The sequence below is a fragment of the Paraburkholderia fungorum genome (assembly GCF_900099835.1).
In the GTDB taxonomy this organism is placed as follows: Bacteria; Pseudomonadota; Gammaproteobacteria; order Burkholderiales; family Burkholderiaceae; genus Paraburkholderia; species Paraburkholderia fungorum_A.
On record NZ_FNKP01000002.1, the window covers coordinates 36,059 to 60,788 of the forward strand.

Annotated in this window: 21 protein-coding genes; 19 read left to right on the plus strand and 2 right to left on the minus strand. The window is 61.9% G+C overall.

Annotated elements, in window-relative coordinates; all coding sequences use genetic code 11:
• Nucleotides 1-6 precede the first annotated feature (6 nt).
• The 17 genes from gltA (at nucleotide 7) to BLS41_RS16475 (ending at nucleotide 20,862) form a co-directional block, all read left to right on the plus strand.
• Nucleotides 7-1,308 (plus strand): citrate synthase, encoded by a 1,302-nt coding sequence (gene gltA, locus BLS41_RS16395; RefSeq protein ID WP_074766666.1) that lies wholly within the window; start codon nucleotides 7-9, stop codon nucleotides 1,306-1,308.
• Between the two features lie 472 nt (nucleotides 1,309-1,780).
• Nucleotides 1,781-3,190, plus strand: a complete 1,410-nt coding sequence (gene leuC, locus BLS41_RS16400; protein WP_074766668.1) for a 3-isopropylmalate dehydratase large subunit — start codon at nucleotides 1,781-1,783, stop codon at nucleotides 3,188-3,190.
• Between the two features lie 3 nt (nucleotides 3,191-3,193).
• Nucleotides 3,194-3,847 carry a 3-isopropylmalate dehydratase small subunit gene (leuD, locus tag BLS41_RS16405; protein WP_074766670.1) on the plus strand — a complete coding sequence of 218 codons (654 nt, stop codon included), beginning with the start codon at nucleotides 3,194-3,196 and terminating at the stop codon, nucleotides 3,845-3,847.
• Between the two features lie 76 nt (nucleotides 3,848-3,923).
• Nucleotides 3,924-4,991 carry a 3-isopropylmalate dehydrogenase gene (gene leuB, locus BLS41_RS16410; protein ID WP_074766672.1) on the plus strand — a complete coding sequence of 356 codons (1,068 nt, stop codon included), beginning with the start codon at nucleotides 3,924-3,926 and terminating at the stop codon, nucleotides 4,989-4,991.
• A gap of 361 nt (nucleotides 4,992-5,352) precedes the next feature.
• Entirely contained in the window at nucleotides 5,353-6,474 is a 1,122-nt protein-coding gene (asd, locus tag BLS41_RS16415) for an aspartate-semialdehyde dehydrogenase (RefSeq protein WP_074766674.1), read from the plus strand.
• A 139-nt stretch (nucleotides 6,475-6,613) separates the two neighbouring features.
• On the plus strand, nucleotides 6,614-9,103 hold the full coding sequence (locus BLS41_RS16420; RefSeq protein ID WP_083379995.1) for a motility hub landmark protein FimV: 2,490 nt from the start codon (nucleotides 6,614-6,616) through the stop codon (nucleotides 9,101-9,103).
• The gene (gene truA / locus BLS41_RS16425; RefSeq protein ID WP_074766678.1) at nucleotides 9,100-9,912 is read left to right on the plus strand and encodes a tRNA pseudouridine(38-40) synthase TruA; all 813 of its coding nucleotides are present in this window, start codon (nucleotides 9,100-9,102) and stop codon (nucleotides 9,910-9,912) included. The genes BLS41_RS16420 and truA overlap by 4 nt, the downstream gene beginning before the upstream one ends.
• Entirely contained in the window at nucleotides 9,909-10,622 is a 714-nt protein-coding gene (locus BLS41_RS16430) for a phosphoribosylanthranilate isomerase (protein WP_074766680.1), read from the plus strand. The genes truA and BLS41_RS16430 overlap by 4 nt, the downstream gene beginning before the upstream one ends.
• A 60-nt stretch (nucleotides 10,623-10,682) precedes the next feature.
• Nucleotides 10,683-11,876 (plus strand): tryptophan synthase subunit beta, encoded by a 1,194-nt coding sequence (gene trpB / locus BLS41_RS16435; RefSeq protein WP_074766682.1) that lies wholly within the window; start codon nucleotides 10,683-10,685, stop codon nucleotides 11,874-11,876.
• Nucleotides 11,877-11,887: 11 nt separating this feature from the next.
• Nucleotides 11,888-12,796, plus strand: a complete 909-nt coding sequence (locus BLS41_RS16440; protein WP_074766684.1) for a DNA-methyltransferase — start codon at nucleotides 11,888-11,890, stop codon at nucleotides 12,794-12,796.
• Nucleotides 12,797-12,860: 64 nt separating this feature from the next.
• Nucleotides 12,861-13,673, plus strand: a complete 813-nt coding sequence (gene trpA, locus BLS41_RS16445) for a tryptophan synthase subunit alpha (RefSeq protein ID WP_074766686.1) — start codon at nucleotides 12,861-12,863, stop codon at nucleotides 13,671-13,673.
• Nucleotides 13,674-13,751: 78 nt separating this feature from the next.
• Nucleotides 13,752-14,624 (plus strand): acetyl-CoA carboxylase, carboxyltransferase subunit beta, encoded by an 873-nt coding sequence (gene accD, locus BLS41_RS16450; RefSeq protein ID WP_074766688.1) that lies wholly within the window; start codon nucleotides 13,752-13,754, stop codon nucleotides 14,622-14,624.
• A 277-nt stretch (nucleotides 14,625-14,901) separates the two neighbouring features.
• Nucleotides 14,902-16,212 carry a bifunctional tetrahydrofolate synthase/dihydrofolate synthase gene (folC, locus tag BLS41_RS16455; protein ID WP_074766690.1) on the plus strand — a complete coding sequence of 437 codons (1,311 nt, stop codon included), beginning with the start codon at nucleotides 14,902-14,904 and terminating at the stop codon, nucleotides 16,210-16,212.
• 29 nt (nucleotides 16,213-16,241) lie between these two features.
• Nucleotides 16,242-17,171, plus strand: coding sequence for an SPOR domain-containing protein (locus BLS41_RS16460; RefSeq protein WP_074766692.1), 930 nt, complete (start codon nucleotides 16,242-16,244; stop codon nucleotides 17,169-17,171).
• 7 nt (nucleotides 17,172-17,178) lie between these two features.
• The gene (locus tag BLS41_RS16465) at nucleotides 17,179-17,673 is read left to right on the plus strand and encodes a CvpA family protein (RefSeq protein WP_074766695.1); all 495 of its coding nucleotides are present in this window, start codon (nucleotides 17,179-17,181) and stop codon (nucleotides 17,671-17,673) included.
• Between the two features lie 159 nt (nucleotides 17,674-17,832).
• Nucleotides 17,833-19,383, plus strand: coding sequence for an amidophosphoribosyltransferase (gene purF, locus BLS41_RS16470; RefSeq protein WP_074766697.1), 1,551 nt, complete (start codon nucleotides 17,833-17,835; stop codon nucleotides 19,381-19,383).
• Between the two features lie 288 nt (nucleotides 19,384-19,671).
• Nucleotides 19,672-20,862 (plus strand): O-succinylhomoserine sulfhydrylase, encoded by a 1,191-nt coding sequence (locus BLS41_RS16475; protein ID WP_074770997.1) that lies wholly within the window; start codon nucleotides 19,672-19,674, stop codon nucleotides 20,860-20,862.
• A gap of 137 nt (nucleotides 20,863-20,999) precedes the next feature.
• Here the strand turns inward: BLS41_RS16475 and BLS41_RS16480 are convergent, their stop codons facing one another.
• A complete protein-coding gene (locus tag BLS41_RS16480) occupies nucleotides 21,000-21,779 on the minus strand; it encodes an AraC family transcriptional regulator (RefSeq protein WP_074766699.1) in 780 nt (259 codons plus the stop codon).
• Between the two features lie 62 nt (nucleotides 21,780-21,841).
• Nucleotides 21,842-22,183 (minus strand): FKBP-type peptidyl-prolyl cis-trans isomerase, encoded by a 342-nt coding sequence (locus BLS41_RS16485; protein ID WP_074770998.1) that lies wholly within the window; start codon nucleotides 22,181-22,183, stop codon nucleotides 21,842-21,844.
• 206 nt (nucleotides 22,184-22,389) lie between these two features.
• Between BLS41_RS16485 and BLS41_RS16490 the strand changes: the two genes are divergently transcribed.
• Together BLS41_RS16490 and BLS41_RS16495 are read left to right on the plus strand one after the other, a co-directional pair.
• Nucleotides 22,390-23,199, plus strand: a complete 810-nt coding sequence (locus BLS41_RS16490; RefSeq protein WP_074766701.1) for a sensor histidine kinase — start codon at nucleotides 22,390-22,392, stop codon at nucleotides 23,197-23,199.
• A gap of 91 nt (nucleotides 23,200-23,290) precedes the next feature.
• A complete protein-coding gene (locus BLS41_RS16495) occupies nucleotides 23,291-24,634 on the plus strand; it encodes a hemolysin family protein (RefSeq protein WP_074766703.1) in 1,344 nt (447 codons plus the stop codon).
• The last annotated feature ends 96 nt before the right edge of the window (nucleotides 24,635-24,730 follow it).

Sequence of the window (24,730 nt, forward strand, 5' to 3'; positions counted from 1 at the left end):
TGTGCTATGACCCCGTCAGATGTTAAAGCCACGCTATCGTTCAGCGACAATTCGCCGAGCGTTGAAATGCCGATTTACAAGGGCACTTTGGGCCCGGACGTAATCGACATTCGCAAACTGTACGGCCAGACCGGCAAGTTCACGTACGACCCGGGCTTCATGTCGACGGCGGCGTGCAATTCCGCAATCACCTACATCGACGGCGACAAGGGCGAGCTGCTGTACCGCGGCTACCCGATCGACAACCTCGCTGAAAACGCAGACTTCCTCGAAAGCTGCTACCTGCTGCTGAAGGGCGAGCTGCCGAACGAGAAGCAGAAGGAAGAGTTCGTCAAGACCGTGACGAATCACACGATGGTGCATGAGCAAATGCACTTCTTCTTCCGCGGCTTCCGTCGCGACGCGCACCCGATGGCGATTCTGGTGGCTGCTGTCGGCGCGCTGTCGGCGTTCTATCACGACTCGCTCGACATCAATAACCCGCGTCACCGTGAAGTGTCGGCAATCCGCATGATCGCGAAGCTGCCGACGCTGGTCGCAATGGCGTACAAGTACAGCATCGGCCAGCCGTTTGCGTACCCGAAGAACGACCTGTCGTACAGCGCGAACTTCATGCACATGATGTTCTCGAACCCGTGCGAAGAGTACAAGGTCAACGACGTGCTGGTGCGCGCACTCGACCGCATCCTGATCCTGCACGCAGACCACGAACAGAACGCTTCGACCTCGACCGTGCGTCTCGCCGGTTCGTCGGGCGCGAACCCGTTCGCGTGTATCGCTGCAGGTATCGCCTGTCTGTGGGGCCCGGCGCACGGTGGTGCGAACGAAGCCGCGCTGAACATGCTGGAAGAAATCGGCTCGGTCGACAACATTCCTGAGTTCATCAAGCAGGTGAAGGACAAGAACTCGGGCGTGAAGCTGATGGGCTTCGGTCACCGCGTGTACAAGAACTACGATCCGCGTGCGAAGCTGATGCGCGAAACCTGCCACGAAGTGCTGGAAGAGCTGGGTCTGCACGACGACCCGCTGTTCAAGCTCGCCATGGCACTGGAAAAGATCGCTCTGGAAGACGAATATTTCGTGTCGCGCAAGCTGTACCCGAACGTCGACTTCTACTCGGGCATCGTGCAGCGCGCACTGGGCATCCCGACGTCGATGTTCACGTGTATTTTCGCGATGGCACGTACGGTCGGCTGGATTGCGCAGTGGAACGAAATGATCGCCGATCCGGAACAGAAGATTGGCCGTCCGCGTCAGCTGTTCATCGGCGACACGCAGCGCGAAGCCAAGCCGATCGCGCAACGTTGATTCGGTTGGAAGTTGTTTAGTTCGTAGCAGCAGTTTGCTGCGGGCAAAAGCAGTTTCGCAATCCGATGATGATTGAAAGACGCCCCAACGGGATTTATCCGTTGGGGCGTTTTGTTTTTTGCGCGGGAGACGGGCTGACTCTTTCGGGGTGCTCGCAAACGGGCATGCATCCATGAGCCCGACGCAATTGCAGATGGCGTGTGGGCGAGACCAAAGTGCCTTGGAGTCGTTGCGTTCGATAGAAACCGCTCCAGCTGTTTCAAAGCGCTTCATACGAATTAGCCGCATGCCGGCGCATGCACTCGCCGGTATGCTCACTCTTTCCGGGTGTCATCGATACAGGTATCGTCACTACCACCCAACTCCCTGTTTTTTATCGGTTTTTCCGCTGATGGAGGGTCGCGTGGCAAGGTTCTGCGTGGCATAATCGACTGACACAGTCAGCCCGAAAGCTATTACTACCCCGCATACCATGGCACAGACTCTCTACGACAAATTGTGGAACACGCACGTGATCCACACGGAAGAAGACGGTACTTCGATTCTTTATATCGACCGTCACCTGCTGCACGAAGTGACCAGCCCGCAGGCGTTCGAAGGCCTGAAGCTGGCTGAGCGTCCCGTGTGGCGCATCAGCGCGAACCTGGCCGTGTCGGACCACAACGTCCCGACTACCGACCGCACGCACGGTATCGCCGATCCTGTCTCGAAGCTGCAAGTCGACACGCTCGATTCGAACTGCGACGCCTATGGCATCACGCAGTTCAAGATGAACGATCTGCGTCAAGGCATCGTGCACATCATCGGGCCGGAGCAGGGCGCTACGCTGCCGGGCATGACGATCGTCTGCGGCGACTCGCACACGTCCACGCACGGCGCGTTCGGCGCGCTCGCGCATGGCATCGGCACGTCGGAAGTCGAGCACGTGCTGGCCACGCAAACGCTCTTGCAGAAGAAGAGCAAGAACATGCTGGTGAAGGTCGAGGGTCCGTTGCCGCGCGGCTGTACCGCGAAGGACATCGTGCTCGCGATCATCGGCAAGATCGGCACGGCGGGCGGTACGGGTTATGCCATCGAATTCGGCGGGTCGACCATCCGTTCGCTGTCGATGGAAGGCCGTATGACGGTCTGCAACATGGCGATCGAAGCAGGCGCGCGCGCCGGCATGGTCGCCGTGGACGACACCACGGTCGAATACCTGAAGGGCCGTCCGTTCTCGCCGGAAGGCGTCGAGTGGGATCACGCGGTCGAATACTGGAAGCAGTTCAAGTCCGACGACGGCGCGCATTTCGATCGCGTGGTCGAACTGAATGCCGCTGAAATCGTGCCGCAAGTCACGTGGGGCACGTCGCCGGAAATGGTCACGGCTGTTGACGGCCGCGTGCCCGATCCGGAACGCGAAAAAGATCCGGTCAAGCGCGACGCGATGGAACGTGCATTGAAGTACATGGCGCTCGAACCGAATGCGCCGATCGAGTCGATCAAGCCGGACAAGATTTTCATCGGTTCGTGCACGAACGCGCGTATCGAAGACATTCGCGCCGCGGCTTATGTCGTGCGCAAGCTCGGCCGCCGTGTTGCACCGAATATCCGTCTGGCCATGGTGGTGCCGGGTTCGGGTCTCGTGAAGGCGCAAGCCGAACGCGAAGGTCTCGACAAGGTCTTCACCGACGCCGGTTTCGAATGGCGCGAGCCGGGTTGCTCGATGTGCCTCGCGATGAACGCCGACCGCCTCGATCCGGGCGAGCGTTGCGCGTCCACGTCGAATCGCAACTTCGAAGGCCGTCAAGGCGCAGGTGGCCGCACGCACCTCGTGAGCCCTGCAATGGCAGCGGCTGCGGCAATCGAAGGTCACTTCGTCGATATTCGGAAGCTCGGGTAAATCATGGATAAATTCATCGTACACACTGGCCTCGTGGCGCCGCTCGATCGCGAGAACGTCGACACGGACGCGATCATTCCGAAGCAGTTCCTGAAGTCGATCAAACGCACTGGGTTCGGCCCGAACGCGTTCGACGAATGGCGTTATCTCGATCACGGCGAGCCGGGTCAGGACAATTCGAAGCGCCCGCTGAATCCGGATTTCGTGCTGAATCAGCCGCGTTATCAGGGCGCTTCGGTGTTGCTGGCGCGCAAGAACTTCGGTTGTGGCAGCTCGCGTGAGCACGCGCCGTGGGCGTTGCAGCAATACGGTTTCCGCGCGCTGATCGCGCCGAGCTTCGCCGACATTTTCTACAACAACTGCTTCAAGAACGGCGTGCTGCCGATTGTGCTGACCGAGCAACAGGTCGATCACCTGTTCAACGAAACGTACGCGTTCAACGGCTATCAGCTGATCGTCGACCTCGAAGCGCAAGTCGTGCGCACGTCCGACGGCAGCGCTGAATATCCGTTCGAAGTCGCCGGTTTCCGCAAGTACTGTCTGCTGAACGGTTTCGACGACATCGGCCTCACGCTGCGTCACGCGGACAAGATTCGTCAGTTCGAAGCAGAACGCCTGGCAAAGCAGCCGTGGTTGAATCACCGCATCGTCGGTTAAAGGTGTGCGGGCCTTTCGGGGCCCGTTCGCTGACTCGCGTTTGAAAAGTCCCGAAGAAAATCATCAAGGAATTCGCATGAAGATCGCAGTGTTGCCGGGCGACGGCATCGGTCCCGAAATCGTCAAGGAGGCTGTCAAGGTCCTGAACGTACTCGGTGAAAAGTTCGAACTCGAGGAAGCGCCGGTTGGCGGCGCGGGCTACGAAGCAAGCGGCCACCCGCTGCCGGATGCGACTCTGGCGCTGGCGAAAGAAGCCGATGCGATCCTGTTCGGCGCAGTCGGCGACTGGAAGTACGACAAGCTCGAACGCGCTCTGCGTCCGGAGCAGGCCATTCTGGGTCTGCGCAAGCATCTGCAACTGTTCGCGAATTTCCGTCCGGCTATCTGTTATCCGCAACTCACGGGTGCATCGTCGTTGAAGGAAGAGATCGTGTCGGGTCTCGACATCCTGATCGTGCGCGAATTGAACGGCGACATTTACTTCGGCGCGCCGCGCGGCGTGCGTGAAGCGCCGGACGGCCTGTTTGCGGGCTCGAAGGAAGGCTTCGACACGATGCGCTATTCGGAACCCGAAGTGCGCCGCATCGCGCACGTCGCGTTCCAGGCCGCGCAAAAGCGTGACAAGAAGCTGACTTCGGTCGACAAATCCAACGTGCTCGAAACGTCGCAATTCTGGCGTGACGTGATGATCGACGTATCGAAGGAATACGCGGACGTCGAGTTGTCGCACATGTACGTCGACAACGCGGCCATGCAACTCGTGAAGGCGCCCAAGGCATTCGACGTGGTGGTCACCGGCAACATGTTCGGCGACATCCTCTCCGACGAAGCCGCGATGCTGACGGGTTCGATCGGCATGCTGCCGTCGGCCTCGCTCGACAAGAACAACAAGGGCTTGTACGAGCCGTCGCACGGTTCCGCGCCGGATATCGCCGGCAAGGGCGTGGCGAATCCGCTGGCGACCATTCTGTCGGCCGCCATGATGCTGCGTTACTCGCTGAACAAGGCAGAGCAGGCGGACCGCATCGAAAACGCGGTGAAGAAGGTGCTTGAGCAGGGCTATCGCACGGGCGACATTCTCACGCCGGGTTGCAAGCAGGTCGGCACGGTCGCGATGGGCGACGCCGTTGTGGCGGCGCTGTAAAGCGCGTCGGAGCATCAACGGTAAGCAGGGCTGGCAACGGCCTTTAAAACGTAAATTGGCCTCTTTAGAGGCCAATTTACGCGTAAAACAGACAACAGCGACGGGCTGAAGCGGCGAACGACGTCGCCAGATCCCGGTTTTCGTGTATATTGTGACGATGGCGCAGATCTCAAAAATCTCCTCGATTTCCAAACTTCACGGCAAAACGGCCCGTGCGGTTGAACTCGCCATTACCACCATCAAAACGATTACCCCGAAAACGATCACGAAACGCTGATCGTCCGTCGTGCCCGCTCATCTTCCCCGCGCGGTCACTGCGGGCAAAGATGCGGGGAAGTTTCCATTCGAAGGGTATGAAGTCATGAACGTAGGTCTCGTAGGTTGGCGCGGCATGGTCGGCAGCGTCCTGATGCAACGCATGCAGCAGGAAGGCGATTTCGACTTGATCGAACCGGTGTTTTTCAGCACCAGCAACGCGGGCGGCAACGCGCCGTCGTTCGCCAAAAACGAGACCAAGCTCAAAGATGCGACAAGCATCGACGACCTGAAGAAGTGCGACGCGATCATCTCGTGCCAGGGTGGTGACTACACGAACGACGTGTTCCCGAAGCTGCGCGCAGCGGGCTGGAACGGTTACTGGATCGACGCGGCTTCGTCGCTGCGCATGAAGGACGACGCGGTCATCATTCTCGATCCGGTCAACCTCGACGTGATCAAGAATGCGCTGGTCAAGGGCCAGAAGAATTTCATCGGCGGCAATTGCACGGTCAGCCTGATGCTGATGGCGCTCGGCGGCTTGTTCCGCGAAGGCCTCGTCGACTGGATCACGGCTATGACGTATCAGGCCGCTTCGGGCGCGGGCGCGCAGAACATGCGCGAACTGCTGCAACAGATGGGCACGCTGTACGGTGCAGCCAAGGAAGACCTGGCTGATCCGTCGTCGGCGATTCTCGATATCGACCGTCGCGTGCTGGCTGCAATGAACAGCGACCGCATGCCGACCGACAACTTCGGCGTGCCGCTCGCCGGCTCGCTGATTCCGTGGATCGACAAGGATCTCGGCAACGGCATGTCGAAGGAAGAGTGGAAGGGCGGCGCTGAAACCAACAAGATTCTCGGTAAGCCAGCCATGGGCACGCCGGGCTCGATCCCCGTCGACGGCCTGTGCGTGCGGATCGGCGCAATGCGCTGCCACTCGCAGGCACTGACCATCAAGCTGAACAAGGACGTGCCGCTGGACGAAGTGAACAGCATCCTCGCGTCGGGCAACGACTGGGTCAAGGTCGTGCCGAACGAGCGCGAAGCCACCGTGCGCGATCTGTCCCCGGCTGTGGTCACGGGCACGCTGACGGTGCCGGTCGGCCGCGTGCGTAAGCTCGCGATGGGCGGTGAATATCTGTCGGCATTCACGGTCGGCGATCAGCTGCTGTGGGGCGCTGCGGAACCGCTGCGTCGCATGCTTCGCATTGTGCTCGACAAGTAAAGTAAACTACGCGCTCACGACGCGTAGAAAACTCAAGAAGCGTCGCGCTTGCGCGGCGCTTTTTTCATTGTGTGCTCCGAAAATCTTGTCTCTTTCCAATCGCAAAAAAGGGCTGCGCGCTGACGCGGCAGGAGTCCCGATGACCCTTCGACTCTCGTCCCTTCGGGCCATGTTCATTCATCGACGTAAGGGCCGTCTGGCGGCTGCGGCTGCACTGGCTTTGGCGCTAACCGGCGCGGGGCTGGGCAACGCGCTTGCCGCGCCGGATTCGACCGCGAGCGCGCCCGATGCCGCTTCGGTGTCGTATGCGGCGGGCAGTCAATACACGGTGAAGCCCGGACAGTCGCTGAATGACGTGGCGATCGCCGTCACGCAGTCACACGACAAGGCGACGCTCGCGCGGGCGTCGCACGCATTGTTCGACGCGAACCCGAATGCGTTTATGAGCCACGATCCGAGCCGGATGCGAGTCGGGGCGGCGTTGACGGTGCCGGCGCTGGATGCGACGGGTGCGTTGGCGGCTTCGGCTTCGTCGGCGGCCTCGGCTTCTGGGGCGGCTACGGCGACGACTGGCGCGACGCAGGCCAATGCGGCGGCGAGCAGCGCGGCAAGCGCTGTAACGCCCGCAACGGTTTCAGGGACGGCAAGCGCGACCACTGAGGCAAGCTCCCCGGCGCAGGCGGGTGCAGCTGCGAGCGGTGCGATTTCGTCGGCGCCGGCAGCAGGGTCGCAGCCGGCCGCTGTGTCTGCTAGCGACACACGCGCGTGGTCCGGGTCGGTTCAACCGTCAGCGAGCGAACCCGTTGCCGCGACACAGCCGCCGGCTACTGCTGCCGCGCCGGTGTCGGCTGCTCCACTGCCGGCATCGCAGCCGAAAGTCTCCAGTTTGCAGCAGTTGCTCGCGCTGAAAAACCGGGTGCTCATGGAGTTGCAGAAGCACGGCATTGGCGGCGCTCCGGCGGCGGGAGGGGCGGTGGCGACTAGCGGCGTGGCGTCGGCGGCTGGCGCTTCCGCGGCAACCCCGGTTGTGCCTGGTCATGGGGCGGCGACGGCTCCCACGTCGAATATTGGCGGGATGTCGCAACAGAATCTGAGCATCGCGGCAGCGATCGGCGCTGCGCTGGTCGTGCTGCTGACGGCATTGCGTATCCGTCGGCGTAAGCGCGAGAACGTCGCGGCGGCGCAAGCGGCGGCGGCAGATCGCGAGGTGGCGGCGCGGGAGGGCGAATCGCCGGCCATCGTTGCGACTCCCGACGAGACGTCGGTGTCCGACGCATCTGACGACAAGGACGCGGCCGTCATCTCGGCAGCAGCGCTGGCTGCCGCTGAACGCGAGGCGGCTGAGGGCGAGGCTGCGCAACGGGAAACAGCGGAGCGTGAGGCTGCGGAGCGCGAGGCGGAAGCCCGTCACGCGGCCTCGCAGGCGGCGGCCGAGCGCGCGGCAACAGAACAAGCCGCAGCAGAACAGGCCGCAGCCGAGCGTGCCACGGCAGAACGCGTGGCGGCAGAGCAAGCCGCAGCCGATCACGCACGCGCTCAGCAAGCAGAACACGAAGCAAAACAAGTAGCAGAGCACGAAGCCACAAATCACCCGTCACAAGCTGATGCGCTCTCGCAAGAGGCCAACCTGGCCGCGTCCAGCAATGTCTGGGAGGAGTCGCGTGCTACGACGCCCGCATCGGCCGAACCGGTTTCCGGGCTAAACCCGACTACCCCGCCGCCGGTCGACCTCGATTTCAGCCCGGAACCTCTACCTGAGCATCACCACGACCATATCGATGGGGCGACCACCGCAGCGAGCCTCGCTGCCGCGGCAGAACTCGGCGCCGAAGCTTTGCCGCTGACCGCACTCGAGCCAATCGATGAACCCATCCAGCAAGAGGAACTCGCTCGCCGCTTGCAATGGAATGACGAGCCGGCGCCGGGGGCGTCGGCGGAACAACAAGAACTATCGGCAGAGCCGCAAAACAATCAGAACGTACCACCACCTGTGATCGATTTTCCGCAACAACACGCCGAGCCGCATGCAATCGTGCCGCCCGGTCAGCCGTTCAATGACGCAAATCACGCCGACGCCGACGAAGCGAGCGATGTGCCGGTGCCTTCGGTTCCCACCATGTCGATACCGCCGGTGCCGACCGAATTCCCGGCCGATGCCATTGATGCCTTCAGCAGCCTCGACATGCCGCTGCCGCCGCGTATCGAATCGACGGCGGACGACATCCGCGCACCCGTCTCGCTGACGACCCAGCCGGTTGTGTCGCCGGAAACGACCGCCCAACAGGCATTCGCGCCGCGCGAGGACGACGCCCCCCATATCGCCGATGAAATCGCCGCCGGCACCGCAGGCCCGGCTGCTGTCGCGGGCCTCGGTGCAGCCGGTTTCGGCGCGCTGAAGCTCGACTTCGATCTGGAGTTGCCGCCGAGCCCGGCGCAGCCCTGGCCGGCGTTCACCCCGACCGATCTGATCCGTATCGCCCGCAACAAGCTCGATCTGGCCTCCGAGTACATCGAACTCGGCGACCTGTCCGGCGCGCGCACGCTTATCAACGAAGTGATCGAGGCGAACGATCCGGCCACCCGCACCGAGGCTCGCGCGTTGCTCTCGACTCTCGCCCCGTTGTCGTGAAGCGGGTTGCATTAGGCGTCCAGTACGACGGCGCGGCATTCGGCGGCTGGCAGATGCAGCCGCACGGCAATACCGTGCAGAACGTGCTCGAACACGCGTTGGCCGAGTTCGCGCGGACGCCCGTGCGCACGGTGGTGGCAGGTCGCACGGATGCGGGCGTGCATGGAATCGGCCAGGTCGTGCATTTCGACACCGAACTCGACCGCGCCGACAGTTCGTGGGTTCGCGGCACGAATGCGTTCCTGCCGAAAACGATCGCCGTGCAATGGGCCAAGCCCATGCCGGATGAATTTCACGCGCGCTTTTCGGCGTTCGAGCGAACCTATTACTACGTGCTCTACGTCAATCCCGTGCGCTCGCCGATGCTGGCGACGCGGGCCGGCTGGGTGCATACCCCGCTCGATGTCGACGCGATGCGTGCGGGCGCCGCGTATCTGATCGGCGAGCACGATTTTTCGTCGTTCCGTTCGTCGCAATGTCAGTCGAAAACGCCGATCAAACACCTGTATCAGATCGACGTCAGGCAGCAGGGCGATTTCATCCACTTCCGCTTCAGGGCGAATGCTTTTTTGCATCATATGGTGCGTAACCTGATGGGCTGCCTTGTCAGTATCGGACGAGGCAATTACCCGCCCGAATGGATGGCCGAGGTGCTCGCGGCTCGTAGCCGTGATTGCGCCGCGCCGACGTTTATGCCGGATGGGTTGTATCTGGCGCAGGTGGGCTATCCTGAGCAATTCGCCGTGCCCGCGCCGCAGACTGGCAGCGTGCCATGGAGCACTGTATGGACCGAGCAGGCGCAAACATGAAAGCAACCGAAAATCTGGTGAATTCCGCCGATGCCGCCGCGCCGCAGCAGCGCGCGCCGCATCGCACGCGAATCAAATTGTGCGGGCTGTCGAAGCCGGAAGATGTCGCACACGCGATCGATCTTGGCGCCGACGCGATCGGCCTCGTGTTCTATCCGCCGAGCCCGCGCTCGGTGAGTGTCGCGCAGGCGGTCGAACTGGTGCACGATGTGCCGCCGTTCGTGTCGGTGGTCGGCCTGTTCGTCAACGCGACGCCGGAGTGGATCAGCGAGGTGGTCAGCAATGTCGGGCTCACGTTGTTGCAGTTCCACGGCGACGAGACGCCGGAGCAGTGCGAAGCGCTCGCCAGCGTTGCGGGTTTGCCTTGGTTGCGTGCGTTGCGGGTTGCGGCGGATACTCAGCCGGCTGATTTGGTAAAATCAGCTTCCAACTATTCAGCAGCCAGCGGCCTCCTGTTCGACACCCATGTCGAAGGCTATGGCGGCGGCGGGAAGGTTTTCGATTGGTCACTTATTCCAGCAGAGCTCGCGCGTCGGGCCGTTTTGAGTGGTGGGTTGAACGCGCAAAACGTCAGTGATGCGATCCATCGCGTGCGCCCGTACGCGGTCGATGTCTCGAGCGGCATCGAAGTAGAGGGCGCCAAGGGCGTGAAAGATCACGCCCGGATGGCAGCGTTTGTACGCGCAGTGCGCGCGGCAGACGCCGAATGATTCAGGCGGCCGGTTTTCCTCCTGCGAAAACCTGGCGCCACACTGATAAGAGTGATCACCATGTATAACTTGCCTGACGAAAGAGGCCATTTCGGCCAATATGGCGGCGTGTTCGTCGCTGAAACGCTTGTGCACGCACTTACCGAGCTGCGTGAAGCGTACGAGAAATTCCAGAAAGATCCTGAGTTCGTCGCGGAATACGAGCGCGAGTTGAAGCATTTCGTCGGCCGTCCGTCGCCGATTTATCACGCGAAACGCTGGAGCGAAATGGTCGGCGGCGCGCAGATTTTTCTGAAGCGCGAAGACCTGAACCACACCGGCGCCCACAAGATCAACAACGTGATCGGCCAGGCATTGCTGGCGAAGCGCATGGGCAAGCCGCGCGTGATCGCGGAAACGGGCGCAGGTCAGCATGGCGTGGCGACAGCTACCATTGCCGCGCGTTTCGGTATGGAATGCGTGGTCTACATGGGCGCGGAAGACGTGCGCCGTCAGGCCGCTAACGTGTACCGGATGAAGCTGCTCGGCGCCACGGTCGTGCCGGTCGAATCGGGCTCGCGTACGCTGAAAGACGCGCTGAACGAAGCCATGCGCGACTGGGTGACGAACGTCGAAAGCACGTTCTACATTATCGGCACGGTGGCTGGTCCGCATCCTTATCCGATGATGGTGCGCGACTTCCAGCGCGTGATCGGTGACGAATGCAAGGTGCAGATGCCGGAAATGGTGGGTCGTCAGCCAGACGCCGTGATCGCGTGCGTTGGCGGCGGTTCGAACGCAATGGGTATTTTTTACCCGTACATTGACGACACTTCGGTGAAGTTGATCGGCGTCGAGCCAGCTGGTGACGGCATTGAAACCGGCCGTCACGCGGCGTCGCTTCTTGGCGGCACACCTGGCGTGTTGCACGGAAACCGTACCTATCTCCTTCAGGACGAAAACGGTCAGATCATGGAGACGCACTCGGTGTCCGCTGGTCTCGACTACCCGGGCGTGGGTCCCGAGCATGCGTGGCTAAAAGACAGCAAACGCGCTGAATACGTCAGCATCACCGACGAAGAAGCGCTTAAAGCGTTTCACGACTGCTGTCGCATCGAAGGCATTATTCCGGCGCTCGAGTCCAGTCACGCGCTGGCGTACGCCGCGAAGCTCGCGCCGACGCTGCCGAAGGACAAGGTCCTTCTGGTCAATTTGTCGGGCCGTGGCGACAAGGACATGCATACGGTCGCCGAGCGATCGGGCATTCAGTTCTGAGCGCCGCGACGATGCGTGACGAGTTCGACGAGCCGCAGCAGGCGATTGAAACGACGAGTCCGGCCACCGACGTAGCGGTGGCCGAGGCGCCCGCGCCTTTGCTGGCGCAGGTGCCTGCCGGCATTCAGCTGTTGAACCGCGATTTTCTGACCGATGTGGCGAACATTCCGGACGGGTCGATCGATCTGATCGTCTGCGACCCGCCTTACGGATTGGGCAAGGACTACGGCAACGACTCCGACATGCGCACCGGCGAGGATTTTCTCGCATGGACGCGTGCCTGGCTCGAGCTGGCGGTTCCGAAGCTCAAGCCGTCCGGCTCGCTCTACATTTTCTGCACCTGGCAGTATTCGCCGGAAATCTTCAGTTTCCTGAAGACCAAACTCGTGATGGTCAACGAGATCATCTGGGACCGGCGCGTGCCGAGCATGGGCGGAACGGTGCGCCGATTTACTTCGGTGCACGACAACATCGGCTTTTTCGCGGTATCGAAGGATTATTTCTTCGATCTCGATCCCGTCCGCATCCCGTACGATGCAGTCACGAAGAAGGCGCGTTCGCGTAAGTTGTTTGAGGGAAGCAAGTGGTTGGAGCTTGGCTATAATCCAAAGGACCTCTGGTCGATATCGCGGCTGCATCGGCAACACGCCGAGCGCGTCGCGCATCCGACCCAGAAGCCGCTGGAAATCGTCGAGCGAATGGTGTTGTCCAGTTGTCCGAAGGGCGGGCGCGTGCTCGACCCGTTCATGGGCAGCGGCACTACCGCCGTCGCTTGCGTCCGTCATCAGCGCGAATTCGTCGGCTATGAGATCAATGAAAGTTACTGCGCGATAGCGCGCGAGCGCGTCAGCGCCGCCGCTGCTCCTCCCGTGGCTCGCCGTGCCAAAGGCAAGGCGGCCCGGCAAGCCGAAGTCCAGTGAGCGAAGCGCTGCTCAAGTCAGCGCGCGCAAATCACGCGCAGTAGCCCAAATTCGAGAAAATTCCATGTCCCGTATCAAGAACACGTTTGCCGCGTTGTCCGCTGAAGGTAAGAAAGGCCTGATTCCGTTCATGACGGCCGGCGATCCGGACCCAGCTCGCACGGTCGAATTCATGCACGCGCTCGCCGCTGGCGGCGCGGATGTGATCGAGCTCGGTGTGCCGTTTTCCGACCCGATGGCCGATGGTCCGGTGATTCAGCAGTCGTCCGAACGCGCTTTGGCGCATGGCGTGTCATTGCGTCACGTACTCGCCGACGTCAAGCGATTCCGTGAAACAAACGACAAGACTCCGGTCGTGCTGATGGGTTATGCCAATCCTATCGAGCGGATGGGCGCCGAAGCCTTCGCGAAAGCCGCGCAGGATGCTGGCGTCGATGGCGTGCTGGTTGTCGATTACCCGCCGGAAGAGTGTGCTAACTTCGCTGATCAGATGCGATCTGCGGGGATCGATCCGATCTTCCTGCTTGCGCCGACTTCGACGGACGAGCGTATTGCCGAAGTTGGTAAAATCGCCAGCGGCTATGTCTACTATGTGTCGCTGAAAGGCGTGACCGGATCGGCAAATCTGGACGTTTCCAGCATCGCGAGTAAAATCCCGGCCATCAAGTCGCGCGTACCCCTGCCGGTGGGCGTCGGTTTTGGCATTCGTGACGCGCAAACGGCGCGTTCGGTGGCCGAAGTGTCCGATGCCGTCGTGATCGGCAGCCGTATCGTCCAATTGCTCGAACAGGCGGCTCCCGAAACCGCCGCCGAAACGCTCACGCGTTTCATCGCTGAAGTGCGCGAGGCGCTCGATAGCGTCGCGACTGCCCGATAACAGTTATTTTGTCGCTGTAGTGTGTGCGGCGGGTTTATCCCGCCGTTTGCACGACTGTTGACCCCAGAAGGATTCAATATGAGCTGGCTCGATAAGCTGCTGCCGCCAAAAATCAAACAAACCGACCCGAAGAACCGCAAGGGGATTCCGGAAGGCTTGTGGATCAAGTGTCCGTCATGCGAAGCCGTGCTGTATCGCAACGACGTCGAGGCGAACTTGCATGTTTGCCCGAAGTGCGACCATCACATGCGGATTGGTGCGCGCGAGCGGCTCGACGGCCTGCTCGATCCGGAAGGGCGCTACGAAATCGGCCAGGAAATCGTTCCGGTCGATGCGCTGAAGTTCAAGGACAGCCGTAAGTACCCGGATCGTCTGAAAGAAGCAATGGACGACACCGACGAAACCGACGCGATGGTCGTGATGGGCGGTGCGATCCACACGATTCCCGTGGTGGTGGCGTGCTTCGAGTTCTCGTTCATGGGCGGCTCGATGGGTTCGGTAGTCGGCGAGCGCTTTGCGCGCGGCGCACAGAACGCGCTCGAACAGAAAGTGCCGTTTATCTGCTTCACCGCTTCGGGCGGCGCGCGGATGCAGGAAAGCCTGCTCTCGCTGATGCAGATGGCGAAGACCACGGCCATGCTGACGAAGCTCGCCGAAGCCAAGCTCCCGTTCATCTCCGTGTTGACCGATCCGACGATGGGCGGTGTGTCCGCGAGTTTCGCGTTCCTCGGCGACGTGGTGATTGCCGAGCCGAAGGCGCTGATCGGCTTCGCCGGCCCGCGCGTGATCGAGCAGACTGTTCGCGAAAAGCTGCCGGAAGGCTTCCAGCGCGCCGAGTTCCTGCTGACGAAGGGTGCGGTCGATATGATCGTCGACCGTCGCAAGCTGCGGGAAGAGATTGCCCAATTGATGGCGTTGTTGAGCCATCAACCGGCCGACGCGGTCGCTTAAACATTCGATCGCACGGAAATTGACAGTGGTCCGCTGCTGAAGCGCGGCCCTCTCAGGCAGGAAAAGTAGTTAAAAATAGCGCGCCGCGTGAGTGATCAAGCGGCGCGCTGTCATTTCCGGGATAATCACGGTCTCGCAACGCGGCGGAGTTGTCCCAGTAGCTTGAGCGTGGCTTTGTGCGCATAAAGTCTGCGTCAGGCGTCGCTCCAGGGTCAAAGCCGGGCCGCCCCGCGCTCATCCGTACCACCGCCTAACCGATTTACTCGCGATTCACTCGATGACCACATTCCCCTCCCTCGACGCGTGGCTCACGCACCTTGAATCCGCGCATCCTGTCGGCATCGACATGGGTTTGGGACGCATTAGCCAGGTACGCGACGCGATGCAACTGTCGTTCGCGTGCCCGGTCATCACGGTCGGCGGGACGAACGGCAAGGGCTCGACGTGCGCGATCCTCGAATCCATTCTGCTGCGCGCCGGTTTCACCGTGGGTTGCCACACGTCGCCGCATCTGCTGACGTTTAACGAGCGCGCGAGGGTGAACGGCACCATGGCGAGCGACGCCGAACTGCTGCTGCACTTCGAAGCGGTCGAAACTGCGCGCCTCAGCCTCGCCGAGCCGGTTTCGCTGACTTACTTCGAATTCACAACCTTGGCGATCATGAGCCTGTTCGCATCGCGCGGACTGGACGCAGTGATTTTCGAGGTGGGCCTAGGCGGCCGGCTCGACGCGGTGAATATCCTCGATACGGATTGCGCGATCATCACGAGCATCGATATCGATCACACGGAATATCTCGGTGATACGCGCGAGAAAATCGCGTTCGAAAAAGCAGGCATTTTCCGTCCGGGCAAGCCGGCGATCTGCGCCGATCCGGTACCACCGCAATCGTTGATCGACCATGCGGAGAAAATTGGCGCCGAATTGTGGTTATTTGGCCGCGATTTCCGCTACGAAGGCCAGGCGGGCAGCGAGCGCCAGCAATGGAGTTACGTCGGTCCGACCATGCGTCGCTCGGCACTCGCCTACCCGGCATTGCGCGGCGCGAATCAGTTGATCAATACGTCGGCGGCATTGGCGGGGCTCGAGGCACTGCGCGACCGTTTGCCCGTGTCGGCGCAGGATATCCGCCTCGGTCTCGCCAACGTGGAATTGCCCGGACGTTTCCAGGTGCTGCCCGGCAAACCCGCGATCGTGCTGGACGTCGGCCACAACCCGCACGCCGCCGCGGTGTTGTCGCAAAACCTCGGCAACATGGGTTTTTTCCCGTACACCTACGCAGTATTCGGCGCGATGCGCGATAAGGACATCGCCGGCGTGCTGACGCATCTGAAGGGCGAAATCGACCATTGGTGCGTGGCCGATCTGCCTACTCCGCGAGCGGCATCGGCAGAAGAACTTGCTGCGGCGTTGCGCGAGCAGGGTATCGAAGACGGCGCCGACAGCAGCGTCACGCGCTACGCAACACCTGCAGAGGCTTTCCAAGACGCGCTAAAACGAGCGTCAGAGAATGATAGAATCGTGGTTTTCGGCAGCTTCTACACGGTAGCAGGCGTGATGGCCTACCGTAAATCGCAGCAACACTGAACGGGCGCCAGGCTCGAACCAAGCGATTCATGGGAATTTTCTCGTTCGGCAAGAAAGACGACGCACCTACCCGGCGCGGCGCAAACACCAGTTCCAATCGGGCTGCCCGTGGTGAGCGCGTGGAGCGGCGAACCCGCCGCACCGAGCGCCCCGTCGACGCAGACGCGATGCTGCTCGACCCCACGTTGCCGGAAAAGCAGCGTGCGCGGCGCCGGCTCGTTGGCGCGATCGCGCTGGTCGTGGCGGCCGTCATCATTCTGCCGATGGTGTTGGACTCGCATCCGAAGCCCGTCACAGACGATATCTCCATCGACATCCCCAGCCGCCCTGCGCCAAAAGTCTCACGCGCGGTCGAAGACACGCAGGCTGGCGTAGCGCCCGACAACCCAACGCCTGACGCAGGCCTCGCCGCGTCCGCGCTGGCGCCGGCAACGGCGGCGAACTCGGGCAAGAGCTCGACAAAGCAGGGCACAGACACCACGGCAGCGGCCTCGACGCCAGCAACGAAGCCAGCGGCGGCGAAACCGCAGGCACCGGCAACCGCAGTCAATGCCGCACCGGCTGCGCCTGTCGCGGCAGCCAAGCCGGCGGCCAGAACGCCGTCCACGCAATCGTCAGCGCGTAATACCGAAAGCGCAGCCACCGCCGGCGACGAGGACACCAACACAGCCGCCGCTAGCGCAATTGCGAACTCCGGCACGCCGGCATCGCCTCCTGGCAGCCGTTTCGCGGTTCAACTGGGTGCTTTCGCCGACGAATCCAATGCGCGTAACTGGGCAAGCAGGTTGAAAGCGGCGGGCGTGCCCGCATATACCGAACATCGAAAGCAGGCTGACGGCACAACGCTTACGTTGTTGCGCGCCGGTCCGTTTGCCGACCGTGCAGCGGCCACCGCCGCGATTGCGAAGGTTCGTGCGGCCGGCTTGACGTCGAGCTCGAACAGCGGCACGGCACAGTAAGCCAGCGATGTTCACTGCCTTCGACTACGCTGTAATGGCGGTGATCGGTTTGTCGGCGTTGCGCGGCACGTGGCGCGGTTTTTTGTCTGAGATATTCGGGCTGATCGGCTGGATAGCGGCGTTTTTCATTGCCTGCCGCTTTGTCGGTTACGTGGTGCCGCATATCCCGTCCACGTGGCCCGGCGGCGCGTTGACCCAGTGGCTGGTCGCTTTCGCGCTCGTGGTGATCGGTGTGGTACTGGTAGTGGGCGTGCTGAATGCACTGCTGAGCCGCATCGTGCAGGCAACCGGCTTGAGCGGCGTGGACCGCTCGCTCGGTTTGATGTTCGGCCTCGTACGCGGGGTGATTCTGGTGCTGATTCTGGTCGCCCTTGCTGGCTTGACCGAACTCCCGGAACAGGATTTCTGGCGCAACGCCCTGCTTCGGCCCTATGCGGTCGAGGGCGTGCACGTAATGAAACCGCTGCTTCCCGAGACGCTTGCTGCCTACGTCCGAGTGTGACGATCAGGTGAGCGGTCGGAGGAACATAGCAGGACTCCGGCGCAGCCGGCTGCCTTGATGCGACAACGCGCGTAACACCGCGCTTCGTCACATGACTTCGCGACCCTCATCGCAGGCACCGGACGCCATGACGAATTTCGTACCTTTGAAGGACATGCCATGTGCGGCATCGTAGGCGTAGTTTCCCACTCCCCGGTCAATCAGCTGATCTATGACAGCTTGCTGCTCCTGCAGCATCGCGGTCAGGATGCCGCCGGTATCGCGACAGCGGACGGCAGCAATTTCCACATGCATAAGGCGAACGGCATGGTGCGCGACGTGTTCCGCACGCGCAACATGCGCAGCTTGCCAGGCACGACCGGTATCGGCCAGGTCCGTTACCCGACTGCCGGTTCTGCATCGAGCGAAGAAGAGGCCCAGCCGTTCTACGTGAACGCGCCGTTCGGCATCATCCTCGCGCACAACGGCAATCTGACCAACTGGCAGCAGCTGAAAGATGAGATGTTCCGCATCGATCGCCGCCACATCAACACGAATTCCGACACCGAAGTCATGCTCAACGTGCTCGCGCACGAATTGCAGCTGTCCAGTTCGGGTCTGCAACTCGATCCGGCCGCGCTGTTCAAGGCGGTGTCGGGCGTGCATCGCCGGGTGCGGGGTTCGTACGCGATTGTTTCGCTGATCGCCGGTTACGGACTGCTCGGCTTCCGCGACCCGTTTGGTATCCGTCCGCTGTGCCTCGGCAAGCAGGAAACGGCTGAAGGCGTCGAATGGATTCTGGCGTCGGAATCGGTCGCGATCGAAGGTATCGGCTTCGAATTCGTGCGCGATATCGAGCCGGGCGAAGCGATTTTCATCGACATCGAAGGTAATCTGCACTCGCAGCAATGCGCGACGAACCCGAGCCTGAACCCGTGCATTTTCGAACTCGTGTATCTCGCGCGTCCGGACTCGGTGCTCGACGGCGTGCCGGTCTACAACGTGCGTCTGCGCATGGGCGACTACCTCGCCGAGAAGATCAAGCGCGAGCTGCCCGACGTCACGATCGACGTTGTGATGCCGATTCCCGATTCGTCCCGTCCGGCCGCGATGCAGGTCGCGAAGAAGCTGGGCGTCGAGTATCGCGAAGGCTTTTTCAAGAACCGTTACGTCGGCCGTACCTTCATCATGCCGGGTCAGGCAGTGCGCAAGAAGTCGGTGCGTCAGAAGCTGAACGCAATGGGCATCGAGTTCAAGGGCAAGAACGTGCTGATCGTCGACGACTCGATCGTGCGCGGCACGACCTCGCATGAAATCGTGCAGATGGCGCGCGATGCAGGCGCGAACAAGGTGATTTTTGCGTCGGCGGCGCCGCCGGTGAAATTCCCGAACGTCTACGGTATCGACATGCCGACGCGCGGCGAACTCGTCGCCCACGGCCGCACGGACGAAGAAGTTGCGCGCATGATCGGCGCGGATCACCTCGTGTACCAGGACGTCGAAGCGCTGAAGCAGGCTGTGCGCGACACGAACCCGGCGCTGAAGGAGTTCGAAGCATCGTGTTTCGACGGCAACTACGTGACCGGCGACATCACGACCGAGTACCTCGACCGCATCGAAACCGCGCGTCTCGCACCTTCGTCGCAATCGGATCGCGACGCAGCGAGCGAAGCGATCGACGGTGGCGCCCCGGCGCGTTCGCAACTGCATCTGCAGTTGTCGGTGGGCTAAACGCCCGTCACCGCTCGCGACGTGGCCCGCTGCACGCCACATCGCGAGCGTGTTAGCATGACGGCTTGCGTCGATTTGATCTCAGCTTGCGGACGCGGGGCAACCCGAAACAGCTAAAGCGAAAGGTGGGAAAGCCGCAATTATCCGCCTCCGCTCCAGCTTTCCCGCACATGAAGCCCGCTTATGCCGACGCAAAAGCGGGCTTTTTTGTTGCTGCCGTTCGTGGTCGCGCCTGGTTTGCCGAGGCGCACCGGACGCAGCCATCGAACATTGGAAACCAGAACCAACATGGACGACTCCCTGAATTTCGATACGCTGGCAATCCGCTCGGGTACAGCGCGCAGCGACTTCAACGAGCACTCGGAAGCGATTTTCCTGACCTCGAGCTTCGTGTTCGAGAGCGCCGCGGACGCAGCCGAACGCTTCAAGAACTCCGAAGACAACTTCACCTACTCGCGTTTCACGAACCCGACTGTGTCGATGTTCCAGGACCGGCTGGCCGCGCTCGAAGGCGGCGAGGCGTGTATGGCGACGGCGTCGGGCATGGCCGCGATCATGTCGGTGGTGATGTCCACGTTGCAGGCCGGCGACCATCTGGTCAGCTCGCAGGCGCTGTTCGGCTCGACGCTCGGCATGTTCTCGCAGATCTTCAGCAAGTTCGGCATTACGACCACCTTCGTCGATCCGACCGATCTGGACGCGTGGCAAAACGCAGTGCGTCCCGAGACGAAGATGTTCTTCCTCGAAACGCCGTCGAATCCGCTGACCGAAGTGTCCGACATCGCCGCAATCAGCAAGATCGCGAAAGCGGCGAACGCGGTGTTCGTAGTCGACAACTGCTTCTGCAGCCCGGCGCTGCAACAGCCGCTGAAGCTCGGCGCGGACGTCGTGATGCATTCGGCCACCAAGTTCCTGGATGGTCAGGGCCGCGTGTTGGGCGGCGCGCTGGTCGGCTCGAAGAAATTCATCATGGAAAAGGTGTTTCCGTTCGTGCGTAGCGCCGGGCCGACGCTGTCCGCGTTCAACGCGTGGGTGCTGCTCAAGGGCATGGAAACGCTGTCGTTGCGCGTCGATAAACAGTCGGCGAATGCGCTCGAAATCGCGCGCTGGTTAGAGACGCATCCGGCCGTGAATCGTGTGTTTTATCCGGGGCTGGAGTCGCATCCGCAGCATGAGTTGGCGATGCGTCAGCAGAAGTCGGGCGGCGCGATTCTGTCGTTCGAATTGAAGGGCGACACGCCGGAGCAAATGCGCGCGAATGCATGGCGCGTGATCGACAGCACGAAGATCTGCTCGATTACCGGCAATCTCGGCGATACGCGCACGACCATCACGCATCCGGCCACGACCACGCACGGCCGTGTGACGCCGGAAGCGCGTGCAGCGGCGGGTATCAGCGAAGGTTTGATCCGGCTGGCCGTGGGTCTGGAACATCCCGGCGATATTCGCGGCGATCTGGAGCGCGGTCTGGCGGGTTGATCTGCGGAGTAGGGGCGGGCGCGGGTTTCTGCGCCCGATGGTTCAGCGGGCCCCGGCACTCATTGAAGCAGGAATCGAAGCTACAAAAGCGGGCCGTTCTGTTCCGGGCGGCTCGCGCCATCCAACTCTCGTCAGACTCAATGACGCAACGCGCGCCACTGCCCGGGCGCGAGCCCGAAACGCCGCGTGAATGCGTGCGTGTACGCGCTCTGATCGCCGAAACCGATGTCTAGCGCGATATCGGTCAACGAAAGACGCGGGTCTGCGAGTAGCGTGATCGACGTGTCCAGGCGCAGCCGCTGCAAATAGCGATGCGGTGTTTCGCCGAAAGCGTCGATAAAAAGCTGATGAAAGCGCCGCATGCCGAAGCCGCAATGCGCGGCAAGATCGGCGATACGTAACGGCTCCGACAGATGCGCGCGCAGCCAGAGGTCAATGCGCGCAAAGTCGAGCCCCGCGCCGGTTGCCTGCATGCCGGCCGTCGTGCCCGCATCGGCGATCAACGCAGCGCCCAGGCGGGCCGCTGCATCCCAATGAAACCGCCGGCTGTCGAGGTCGTCGCCCTGTGCGCCGCCGGTGGCGTGCGCCGCGATCCGATGCACGAGTTGCGCTAGCGATGTGTCGACCGTCACGGCGCGTGCGCGGTCGAACAGGCGTTCCGGCACGGCCAGCGACGTAGCCGGTAAATCCAGCACCAACTGCCGGTTTTCGCCGACACCCGCATAGTCGTGCCGCGCGCCGGCCGGAATCAGCCACGCCGAGCCGGCGTCGATTTGCTGCGCGACGCCGTCTACCGCCATCACCATCGCGCCGTCCAGCCCGAGCACGACCTGGTGAAAGTCGTGCACGTCCGACGCCTCGATCGCGCCGTAACGGCGCAGCGAAACGCTAGGGGCAGTGACGGCAGCGTGGCTCATTCGCGTGCTTCAGCTTCGGCTTCAGTTCAGCGCAATGCGCAAAACCGAAAACAGCGAAAAACTTAAACGTCGAGCAATTCGACTTCAAACACGAGCGTCGCGTTCGGCGGAATCACGCCGCCCGCGCCGCGCACGCCGTAGCCGAGTTGCGGCGGAATGGTCAGCTTGCGGGTGCCGCCGACCTTCATGCCTTGCACGCCTTCGTCCCAGCCCTTGATGACCATGCCGCCGCCCAGCACGAACGCGAACGGGTCGTTGCGGTCCTTGCTCGAGTCGAACTTCTGGCCGTCGGTCAGCCAGCCGGTGTAGTGCACGCTGACGGTCTTGCCCGCGACGGCTTCAGCGCCGCTGCCTTCAACGATGTCTTCGTACTTCAGGCCGGATTCGGTAGTCACAGTCGACATGTGTCGCTCCTTGATCAATTCGTAAAAACCGACATTGTAGGCGTGTTGACGGCTTGCCGGCCACGATTGCCGACGAATGCCGCGTGGCACGCGGATTGCGTGACGCCAGCATGGCAATTAGCCATCCGGCCAGGCTGGTCGTGCCGGACGCCGTGCCTATAATGGGGCTATTTCAATCATCATGCACTGCCTGAGAGGGCTCGATTGTGACAACGTCTTCAACCGGCGCTGCTGGCGCATCGCCGGTGTCTTCTTCCGGCTTCGCCGTATCCGAACGCACGGCCCATCTTCGGGCAGAAACCGCACTGTTCATGCGCGATCATGTGCTGTCACTGGTGTCGCACGACTTGCGCGGCCCGTTGAATGCCATTCATAGCTGGGCGTATGTGCTCGAGCGCAAACTCGACGCGAACGATCCCAACGCGCAACGCGCGGTCACCGGTATTCGCAATGGCGTTGACCAGCAGGTGAAACTGCTGGAAACCATCGTCGACGCGACGCGCGCCGAGACCAAATCGCTGGCGCTCGCATACGCGCCGTTCCCGCTGCATCCGCTGCTCGACGAAACTGCGGAGGAGGTCCGCTCCGGCCTCGCCCGTTCGCGCGGCGTCGAAGTCGCGGTCGACTCGCAACTCGCCACCGAACAACTCAATGGCGACCGCGAACGCCTCGCTGCCGCGCTGTGGGTCATGCTCGCGTTCGCGGTCGAAGCGAGCGCCGAAGGCGCGGCCGTCACGCTGTCTGCGCGCGCGGACAGCGGCGCGTGGCACGCCACCGTCACCTACGTTTCGAACGAAACCGCGCTGAACGATCCGGCGCTGCCTCATCTGCTCGAAGCATTCGCGCGCAAGCAGGCCGGCGAGCCGCGCGAAGCGAAGCGGATCGCGTGGGTCTTTGCGCTTTGTAAACGGGTCGCGGAAGCGCATGGCGGCAATTTCGAGCAAAGCGATTCGAGCGGCGGCGAGCCGGTCACGCTTTCGTTACGTGTTCCGCTGAGCGCGGTCGGACCGAAGTGACGCGCGCCATTGCGGCATCTCGTGCGCGCGTAACTTTTCATCGAGCTTTCACCCTCTATACTGACAACTTTTGTTGCCGGAGCCCTTTGCTTTGATCCAGGTTGTCGCTCTCATTGGTGCGTTGCTTCTCGTTGCCCTCAACGGTTTTTTTGTCGCCGCTGAATTCGGCCTGGTCAAACTCCGGCAAACGCGCGTGCAAAGCCTCGCCACGCGGCACGGTTTGCGCGGACGTTTGCTCGCGAAGGTTCATGGGCGTCTCGACGCTTATCTGTCCGCGTGCCAGCTGGGTATCACGCTTGCATCGCTCGGGCTGGGCTGGATCGGCGAACCGGCATTTGCCGAGTTGATCACGCCGCTTTTCAAGCTTGTCGGCGTCGAGTCGGAACGGCTGATTCACGGTATCTCGCTGTTCTTCGCGTTCTCGTGCATTTCGTTCCTGCATATCGTGGTGGGTGAACTTGCGCCGAAGTCGCTGGCCATTCGCGAGGCGGAGAAGGTGTCGCTGTGGGCGGCCATGCCGCTCTACGGTTTCTACTGGGCGATGTATCCGTTCATCTGGGTGCTCAATTCGAGCGCCAATGCTGTGCTGAGAATGGCGGGTCTGGACGCCGATCACGGCCACGATTCGCATTATTCGACCGAAGAACTGAAGCTGATTCTGCGCGGACGTCGCGCGAATGTGGCGACTGAACTCGGTTCGCCTGCAGACGCGTATAGCCAGGACGAGTGGAACACAATTGCGCACTCGCTCGATTTCTCGCGTATGACCGTGTCGGACCTGATGCGCCCCGCGTTCGAGATGGTCGGCTTGCGGCGCGACCTGCCGTTGCGCGAGAACATGCAGATCGTCGCGCAGCATCGTTTCAGCCGTTATCCGCTGTTCGACGATGCGTCTGGCGAACGGGTGACCGGCATGATCCATTTGAAGGATCTGCTGCTCGCGCGTCACGCGGGCAGCACGCTTGACGACCTGTCGAAATATGCGCGGCCGGTTCAATACGTGAAGCCTGAAATGCCGGCGCTCGAACTGTTCCGGCGCTTCCGTAAAGGCGCGCCGCACCTCGCGCTGGTGGGTCACAAGAACGCGAAGCCGATCGGTTTCCTGACGCTCGACAACCTGCTCGGCGCGCTGGTCGGTCAGATTCACGACGAGTTCCGTCAGGGCGATGCCGACTGGACTCGCATGGACGACGGCACGTTGATGGGCAAAGGCAGTTTGCCGGTAGTGTCGCTGGAGCGCGCGTTGGGGATCGATATCGACGAGGGGAAAGCCGAATCGGTTGGCGGGCTGGTGATTCAGGCGCTCAACGATCTGCCGTCGGAAGGACAGCGGGTGGAGTTCGATCGCTTCGACGTGGTGGTCAAGAAAATGAAGGGGCCGCGTATCGTGCTCGTGCGCGTGTATCCGCGAACCTTCGACGACGAAGGCGGTTGATTTACGCGCCACTCGCGACAAGTCATCCAGTAAGAAAAGAGCACGCAAACCACGCGTGCTCTTTTTATTTCAAGGGTCGCCCGGAGCCAGCGCGGG